General features: G+C 41.1%; 6 protein-coding genes, 1 pseudogene and 1 riboswitch. Of the genes and pseudogenes, 6 read left to right on the forward strand and 1 reads right to left on the reverse strand.

Annotated features, from left to right (window positions below; genetic code table 11):
- Positions 1–79: 79 nt before the first annotated feature.
- The 6 genes and pseudogenes from AB685_RS23970 (at position 80) to AB685_RS23990 (ending at position 6,198) form a co-directional block, all read left to right on the forward strand.
- Positions 80–835, forward strand: coding sequence for a DeoR/GlpR family DNA-binding transcription regulator (locus tag AB685_RS23970; RefSeq protein ID WP_047973097.1), 756 nt, complete (start codon positions 80–82; stop codon positions 833–835).
- Entirely contained in the window at positions 832–1,770 is a 939-nt protein-coding gene (pfkB, locus tag AB685_RS23975) for a 1-phosphofructokinase (RefSeq protein ID WP_047973098.1), read from the forward strand. Before AB685_RS23970 ends, pfkB begins: the two co-directional genes overlap by 4 nt.
- Positions 1,757–3,610, forward strand: coding sequence for a PTS fructose transporter subunit IIABC (locus AB685_RS23980; protein WP_047973099.1), 1,854 nt, complete (start codon positions 1,757–1,759; stop codon positions 3,608–3,610). Before pfkB ends, AB685_RS23980 begins: the two co-directional genes overlap by 14 nt.
- A gap of 94 nt (positions 3,611–3,704) precedes the next feature.
- Positions 3,705–3,903: pseudogene (locus AB685_RS30590) on the forward strand (amidase); the annotation flags it as partial.
- Between the two features lie 53 nt (positions 3,904–3,956).
- Positions 3,957–4,060, forward strand: a riboswitch (TPP riboswitch).
- A 63-nt stretch (positions 4,061–4,123) separates the two neighbouring features.
- Positions 4,124–4,678 (forward strand): energy-coupled thiamine transporter ThiT, encoded by a 555-nt coding sequence (thiT, locus tag AB685_RS23985; protein ID WP_047973100.1) that lies wholly within the window; start codon positions 4,124–4,126, stop codon positions 4,676–4,678.
- A 122-nt stretch (positions 4,679–4,800) separates the two neighbouring features.
- Positions 4,801–6,198 carry a Glu/Leu/Phe/Val dehydrogenase gene (locus AB685_RS23990; protein WP_047973101.1) on the forward strand — a complete coding sequence of 466 codons (1,398 nt, stop codon included), beginning with the start codon at positions 4,801–4,803 and terminating at the stop codon, positions 6,196–6,198.
- A gap of 43 nt (positions 6,199–6,241) precedes the next feature.
- Here the strand turns inward: AB685_RS23990 and AB685_RS23995 are convergent.
- A partial coding sequence (locus AB685_RS23995; protein WP_047973102.1) for a S8 family serine peptidase occupies positions 6,242–8,224 on the reverse strand: 1,983 nt, incomplete at its 5' end.

Genomic DNA, 8,224 nt, shown 5'->3' on the forward strand with positions numbered 1-8,224 from the left:
TTATTGAATGTTTTTGATTGAATATGAATGTTTTTGATTGTATACTCATAGTAATAAAGAAAGCTAGAGGTGTTTAAAGATGCTGACATTTGAACGTCAAGAGCTGATCTTATCCATGCTTAAGGAGCAGCATACCATAAAGATGCAAGAAATAGTTGATGAAACAGGTGCTTCGGAGTCAACGATTAGAAGAGATTTAAAGGAGTTAGAGCAATCAAATAAATTAAAGCGCATACATGGTGGGGCGACTTTATTTCAAAAAAAATTAGTAGAACCAACCATTGCAGAAAAAACCGTCAAAAACCGTCATGAAAAACGTTTGATCGCTCAAAAAGCTGCTGAACTAATTGAAGAAGGAGATTGTCTCTTTTTAGATGCAGGTACGAGTACGGTTGAATTGATTCCATTTCTTAAAGGTAAAAATATTGTTGTCGTCACAAATGGGCTAACGAATATTAGTGAGTTACTAGAGGCTGAAATTGAGACCCATGTGGTTGGAGGGTATGTAAAAAAAGGAACCAGGGCCTTTGTAGGCAGGGGAGCCATTCAATCACTAGAGGGATACCGATTCGATAAAGCGATTATCGGTGCAAATGGAATTAGTATTCAAGATGGGTGTACTACGCCAGATCCTGAAGAAGCATTTATTAAGGAGCTAGCGATCAAACGATCTTCACAAAGCTATGTATTAGCAGATCATACAAAGTTTGGAGAAGTTTCGTTTTCAAAATTTGCAGATTTAAACGAAGTAACCATTATTACGAGTAATCAAGTAGAAGAAGATATGATCGAGCAGCTTCTTCGTACTACGAAAGTCGAGGTGACACCTGCATGATCTATACGGTAACGCTAAACCCCGCTGTAGACTATTTTCTCGAAATTGACGAACTAACGCTAGGGCAAGTTAACCGTTCTGTAGGAGAACGCAAAGCACCTGGTGGAAAAGGGATTAATGTCTCGAGGGTATTAAAAAGGCTAGGATATTCAAGCGAAGCTTTAGGATTTATCGGCGGATTTACAGGAAGATTTATTGAAGATGCGCTACGTGATGAAGCGATCCAAACAAACTTTATTAAAGTAAACGGAGATTCACGAATCAATGTAAAAGTGCACAGCGAAGAGGAAACCGAATTAAATGGAACATCTCCAGAAATCAGCAAGGAACAACTTCAACAATTAGAGTCGCAATTGAAGAAGCTAACTGAAGGAGATGTTTTGGTATTAGCAGGGAGTGTCCCGACCACTCTTTCTGTATGCCTATATCAAGATATGATTTCAATCGCTAGAAAGCAAGGTGCATTTGTTTGTTTGGACACAAGTGGAGAGTCATTGGATAAAGCGATTCAAGCAAGGCCATCTTTCATCAAACCGAATCATCATGAACTAGGGGAGATGTACGGTGTTGACATAAAAGAAGTACAACAAGCTATTCCATATGCAAAGGACTTGGTGGGAAAAGGGATTGAATATGTACTTGTATCATTTGCAGGCGAAGGAGCTCTTCTTGCGACAAAAGAAGAGATGTATTTTGCGACACCTCCTCGTGGCATCGTTCAAAATTCAGTTGGGGCCGGTGACTCAACGGTAGCTGGTTTTATCGCTGCTATGCAAGAGGGTAAGACAGATCGAGAAGCACTTTCTTTTTCGGTAGCATCAGGGAGTGCAACAGCCTTTTCAAAGAGTTTTTGTGAACGGAAAGAAGTAGAGGAATTTAGTCAAACGATTGATGTGAAAAAATGGGAAGAGGTGAATGTAGATGAGAATCTCTGATTTGTTAAAGAGAGAGACAATCGTGCTTGATATGAGCGCGACTGAGAAGGAATCGGCAATTGATGAATTGGTTCGTTGTTTAGACGTTGCTGGGAGATTAAAAGATGCTAGCGAATACAAAAAAGCTATTCAAGCTCGTGAAGATCAGAGCACAACAGGGATTGGGGAAGGGATAGCGATTCCTCATGCGAAAACGTCTGCAGTACTTACGCCTGCAATCGCTTTTGGTCGTTCGAAAAAAGGTGTGGATTATGAAGCGTTAGATGGCCAACCGAGTTATCTATTCTTTATGATAGCAGCTTCGGAAGGGGCAAATAATGAGCACTTAGAGACATTATCAAGGCTCTCAACCTATTTAATGGACGAAAATTTTCGTCAGTCGCTTCTGCAAGCGTCTTCAGAAGAAGAAATCTTAAAAGCGATTGACGATAAGGAAATTGAAGAAGAAGGGGAAGAAGAGGTACAAGATACATCTAGTAATCATGAGATTGACCTACTGGCTGTTACAGGGTGTCCTACCGGTATTGCACATACGTACATGGCTGCAGATGCCCTTAAAGAAGAAGCTAGTAAGCAAGGTGTTTCGATTAAGGTTGAAACAAACGGATCTAGTGGAGTGAAAAATCGCTTAACAGATCAAGAAATTACACAGGCAAAAACAATCATTGTTGCAGCAGATACAAAAATTGAGATGGATCGATTTGATGGTAAGCCAGTCATACAAGTTGGGGTCACAGATGGAATTAGAAGACCTAAACAATTAATTGAAGAAGGCTTAGCTGGCAATGCTCCAATCTATCAATCTAGTGGAGGCTCTTCTACACAAAAGAGTAGTGGTGAAGCCCAAAAGAGAAGTGGATTTTATAAGCATTTAATGAATGGTGTATCAAACATGCTCCCGTTTGTTGTTGGGGGTGGTATCTTAATTGCGATTTCATTTATGTTTGGTATTGATTCCGATAACCAATTTGCCCAGATGTTAAGTGAAATTGGTGGAGGAAATGCTTTCTTCCTTATGATACCCGTGCTTTCTGCCTTTATTGCGATGAGTATTGCTGATCGTCCAGGCTTTGCAGCGGGTATGGTTGGTGGATTGATTGCTTTGAATGGTGAAGCTGGGTTCCTTGGAGGTTTAATTGCCGGTTTCCTAGCAGGTTATATTGCTCTTTTAGTGAAACGTGTACTAGAAGGTTTACCGGCTTTCTTGGAAGGAATAAAAACTATTTTGTTCTATCCTGTATTAAACATTTTCTTAACAGGTATGATTATGCTTATCCTTGTCACGCCACTCTCCGCTTTTAATAACGGTCTTGAAAATTGGCTTGGTGGAATGGGCACGACGAATATGGTGATATTAGGGTTGATCCTTGGCGGAATGATGGCGATTGATATGGGTGGTCCGATCAACAAAGCTGCCTTCACGTTTGGTATTGCGATGATTGATGCTGGTAATTTTGGACCTCATGCAGCTGTTATGGCAGGGGGGATGGTTCCTCCATTAGGAATTGCGTTAGCAACGACTTTCTTTAAACAAAAATTTACAAAACAAGAACGAGAAGCAGGAAAAACCAATTATGTTTTAGGAGCTTCTTTCATTACAGAAGGAGCGATTCCATTTGCTGCTTCAGATCCGGGTCGAGTGATTCCGGCTGTTATAACAGGATCAGCAGTAGCAGGTGCTCTTACCGCATTATTTGGCATTGGACTTAGAGCACCACACGGCGGAGTTTTTGTTATTCCATTAGTAGAAGGTGGGTTCTTACTTTACGGTTTAGCAATCTTGATCGGTTCTGTGATAACCGCGCTCATGTTAGGGATGTTAAAGAAAAAAGTACTATAAAAAAGCAAGACCAAAGTGAAAAGCTTTGGTCTTTGTTTTATTTTAAAACAGTTGTTGATATGTCTGACTTTTCTATACAAGCCAAGATAATCGTGATGCTCTTGTTTTCCCTAATGATCTTGGCGCTGCTATTCCAGCTAAAGCTGGTTATCCTTCACTAACAGTGCCTGCAGGTTATACAGAAGCAGGAGAGCCTGTTGGGGTCACATTCACAGCAAAAGCTTGGGGGGAACCTCTCCTTAGCTGAGGCATATGAACAAGCGACAAAAGCAAGGAGACCACCTTCTCTTTAAGCTCACTATCGATTAAAGAATAGGTTTATGGTAAACTATACGTATAAATGAATGATTTCCACTAGGGGTGTCAGTGTAGCTGACTGAGAGAGGATAACCTCAACTCTTATAACCTGAACTAGCTTGAACTAGCGTAGGGAAGTGGTGTGGCACATCAAAACTCGTTTGATCTCTTATGTGTACATGACTTCCCCTTCGTGGAACGAAAGGGGATTTTTTGATGGATCGTGAACGTTTAACGATTATGATTGAAGTAGCAGTGATGGCAGGTCTTGCACTTGTCTTAAGTTTTGTGAAATTTGGGGCGTTATGGGCGATGGGTGGATCCATCTCTTTAGTTATGGTACCAATCTTTTTAATTGCGTTTCGCCGTGGTTTTAAGGTGGGAATCTTGACGGGTCTATTAGTTGGGTTGCTAGGGTTAGTAACAGGTCCTACGATCGTTCACATTGTGCAGCTAGTCCTTGATTACCCACTTGCTTATATGGTCCTTGGAGTGGCTGGAATCTTTGCTGCTAAAAAAGGTCAACTGGCTCCAAAAGCAAGTGTTATCGTCGTCGGTCTATTGCTTGCAACTTCTTTGAGATTTTTAAGTCATTTTTCATCAGGGGTAATCTGGTTTGGCCAATACGCTCCTGAGGGTATGAACCCAGCTATTTATTCACTTTTTTATAACTTATCTTATTTAGTGCCTGAAATGCTAATTACAATGGCTTTACTTTTGTTTTTAGCTAAATCGTATCCACAGTTTTTTAAAACAAGATCTTTAACCTAAATATTCTATATGCAGATGCAAAAGCCTCCTAGGTTGTTAGGGGGCTTTGTTTGATACGTAAGGGTTTTCAAACGGTAAAATAGGGAATAAGTAATGGAGAATGTTCATTAGGAGGGGATCAATTGAAACGTACAGAAACGCAAGCTCTAATTGAGTCGGTAATGAGTGGCTTAGCTGAAAGAAGTGACTTTTTAGGAATTGAGGATGATGAGAAAAGGAGGTTTGTGTGTGGCTCAGCAAAAGAGATTTTAAAGACCACTGATAAAGTGATCAAAAGCTACATACGTGTCTCTACTGAAAAAGATGGGATTGTACGAATTCCTGCTTATCGGGTACAGCATAATAATATTAGCGGATTCTATAAAGGTGGGATCCGGTTTAGCGAGTTTGTAAATGAAGCAGAAGTGGAGAATTTAGCGATTCTAATGACCCTAAAAAATGCCTTACACCGTCTCCCTTATGGAGGTGCTAAAGGTGGGGTGCATGTTGATCCTAGGAAGTTTACGGAAAAAGAATTAAACCTCATTAGTAAGAAATATGTGCAACGCTTCTCACGTGATATCGGTCCAAATCATGATATTCCAGCTCCTGACTTAGGGACGAATGAAAAGATTGTTGACTGGATGGTTGGAGAATTTAAAACGATTCATCCAGGTGAGCAGTATCTAGGTTCATTTACAGGAAAGAGTGTAGAAAATGGTGGAGCGCGTGGAAGAAGAGAAGCAACAGGTAGAGGAACCTTTTTAAGCTACTCATGGTTACTTGATGAATGGGCAGGTTTGCATGCGAATGGGAACGATATTAACCGCCATAAACAATGGGAGACATTGAAGTCATTAAGAGAGCAAACAGAGAATGGGGAGCCAATCCGAGTGGCAGTTCAAGGCTTTGGTAATGTGGGTGGTGTAGCAGCACTAGAGGCTTACACATATTCTAAATACCAACACAAAGTAGTAGCTGTATCAGATCGGTTTACAACTTTGTACCATAGTGAGGGTCTTGATATAGAGAAACTGGTTGAATATACAAAGAAGGGACGCGATCTCCCTTCAAATAGTGAACAATTAAAGCAAGCAGGTGTTGAAGCGGCAATAAAGCCTGTTACCGATGTATTGACAGTTGATACGGATGTCTTAATTTTAGCAGCGATTGARGATCAAATTCACCAGGACAATATGGAAGAGGTTAAAGCGGGTGTGTTAGTAGAAGGTGCCAATGCGCCAATTTCTCTTGAGGCTGATGATTATTTTGAGCGTAAAGGAACGATTGTGATACCAGATATATTAGCTAATGCTGGTGGGGTTATCGTTTCCTACTTAGAGTGGAAGCAAAGTCGAGTGACTGAGCTGTTTACAGAGGAAGAAATTATTGCAGACATGTCSAAACAAATGATTGAAACGCTCAAAAATGTGTATGATTCGTACTTCTCCTCAGTAGATCAAACGATGAGAAATACTTGTTTCACCTTAGCATTAGAACGACTTACGGGACTGTTGTATCGTCACGGGAAGTTGTTTTAAATAGAAAGGCTCACTCCTAAGGATGGAGTGAGCCTTTTTGGTTTTATTGGACTGTGAATACATCACCGAAAGAATAATTTGTTTTTCCAGCTTTTGTTGACCAAGCAACGAGACGATAATTACCAGGAGCTAATGTTCCCCCGTCAATCGTTAAGTCCCAAGTAAAATCATAGTAGCCTGCACCAATATTCGTATCAGTAAAAGCATGACCAATAAAGGCCGTTAAATTCTCATTATACACTTCGAATTCCAATTCTTCAGCACCGCCTGGTACATAAGCAGAACCTACAAGATCACCAGTTGCAGGGTTCAGATTGTAACCAAGAGATGTAATACGAGGGTAATCCGGTTCTTGTACGAATAAGATTGTAGGAACCTCAAATGAATTCGATCCTTCACTTACAATAATCGTTCCTGGGTAATAACCAGGAGCTAGCTTACTAGCGTCTACTTGTACATTGAAATTTACTTTTTGTGATTTACCTGGCTGTACACGTAAATTATTGCTTGTATTCACCTTAATTCCTTCAACACCGTTATCAAATTGAACATCGAATGAGTACGATTTACGTTCAGAAGATAGGTTGTTAAGTGTGAAATGTTGACGCTCTGTTTGTTTCCCTTTTGTCTTGTTGAACACCCCAAAAGAGTGACTTCCAGGTGTTACAAGAGTTTGAGTTTCAATAGCATCAAGTACACGGATGCTTCCAGCACCTTSCGTGTTATGAGGGTAGCGGTCGCCATTTGCATCATATAGATTTTCAGCTGTGTTCATTAGTGAAGCTTTGACTGCATCTACATCCCAGTTAGGATTCGCTTCAAGAATAAGTGCTGCTGCACCYGCCACATGAGGGGCGGCCATGCTTGTACCTTGAAGAGCGGCATAACCATGCGGATTATCCGCTTGATGAGTTGGAACTGTACTTGTAATGTTGACACCAGGTGCAGATACATCTGGCTTGATCATCCATGTATCCATGACAGGACCACGAGATGAGAAGGCTGCTACTGTTTCATCAACCATTTTATCAAATTCAATTGAAAAGCTTACTGTGTTATAGCCGGCTTCAAGGTCTGCTTTTAAAGCTTCCCCGTCTGCGTTTGTTAACATGATTGTAGGAACGGCCATACCAGGAACTTCTGGTTGTACACCTTCAACATTATTAAAGATGATCGCTCCAACAGCTCCAGCTGCTTTTGCATTTGCTGCTTTATCAACAAAGGCATATTCACCGCGCGACATTAAAGCAATTTTACCTTCAACGTCTACATCTTCAAACTCTGCTGCAGAACCAAGTCCAGCATAGACAAACTCAAACTCTTCGCCATCTAGTGCTAATAATTCTTCCGTAGTTGAAAAGCCCATCACTTGTGCACTTTCAAATGTCTTACCAGATTCAGTTGAAATATCTGCGCTATATACTTCGTAAGGTAAGCGAGTTGCACCTACAGAGATCGCTTCACGAGAAGTACCAGGTGAACCAACTGTCCAATTGTTTGGACCACTGTTTCCGTTTGATGTAACAGCAACAACACCTTCAGCCATTGCCCAATCAAGTGCAATGCTTGTAGCCCAGTCAGGACTGTTTAATGTGTTTCCTAAAGATAGATTCATAACATCAGCGCCGTCTTGAACAGCACGTTCAATACCAGCTACGACATTTTCAGTTGTACCACTTCCGCCAGGACCTAGTACACGGTAACCGAGAAGTGTTGCATCTGGTGCTACACCCTTAATTAAACCATTTGCTGCAACTGTACCAGCTACGTGAGTTCCGTGGTTCGTTTGACGACCGCGTGGATCACCTGGTGGTGTTTCTTGAGGGTCATTATTGTTATCAACAAAGTCCCATCCTTTGTAGTCACCGAATGCGTGAGCTAGATCAGGGTGAGTATAATCGACACCTGTATCAATAACGGCAACAGTTACGCCTTCGCCTGTAAAGCCTGCATCCCATGCATCATYTGAWCCAATGAACGGTGCAGAATGCATCATGTCAGGAGTATAAGCATCTTTTTCAATGAC

It is taken from the genome of Bacillus sp. LL01, from assembly GCF_001037965.1.

Excerpts from the sequence above, each read along its gene's own strand:
- pfkB (WP_047973098.1), top strand. The coding sequence starts at position 832 with ATGATCTATACGGTAACGCTAAACCCCGCTGTAGACTATTTTCTCGAA.
- AB685_RS23980 (WP_047973099.1), top strand. The coding sequence starts at position 1,757 with ATGAGAATCTCTGATTTGTTAAAGAGAGAGACAATCGTGCTTGATATG.
- thiT (WP_047973100.1), top strand. The coding sequence starts at position 4,124 with ATGGATCGTGAACGTTTAACGATTATGATTGAAGTAGCAGTGATGGCA.
- AB685_RS23970 (WP_047973097.1), top strand. The coding sequence starts at position 80 with ATGCTGACATTTGAACGTCAAGAGCTGATCTTATCCATGCTTAAGGAG.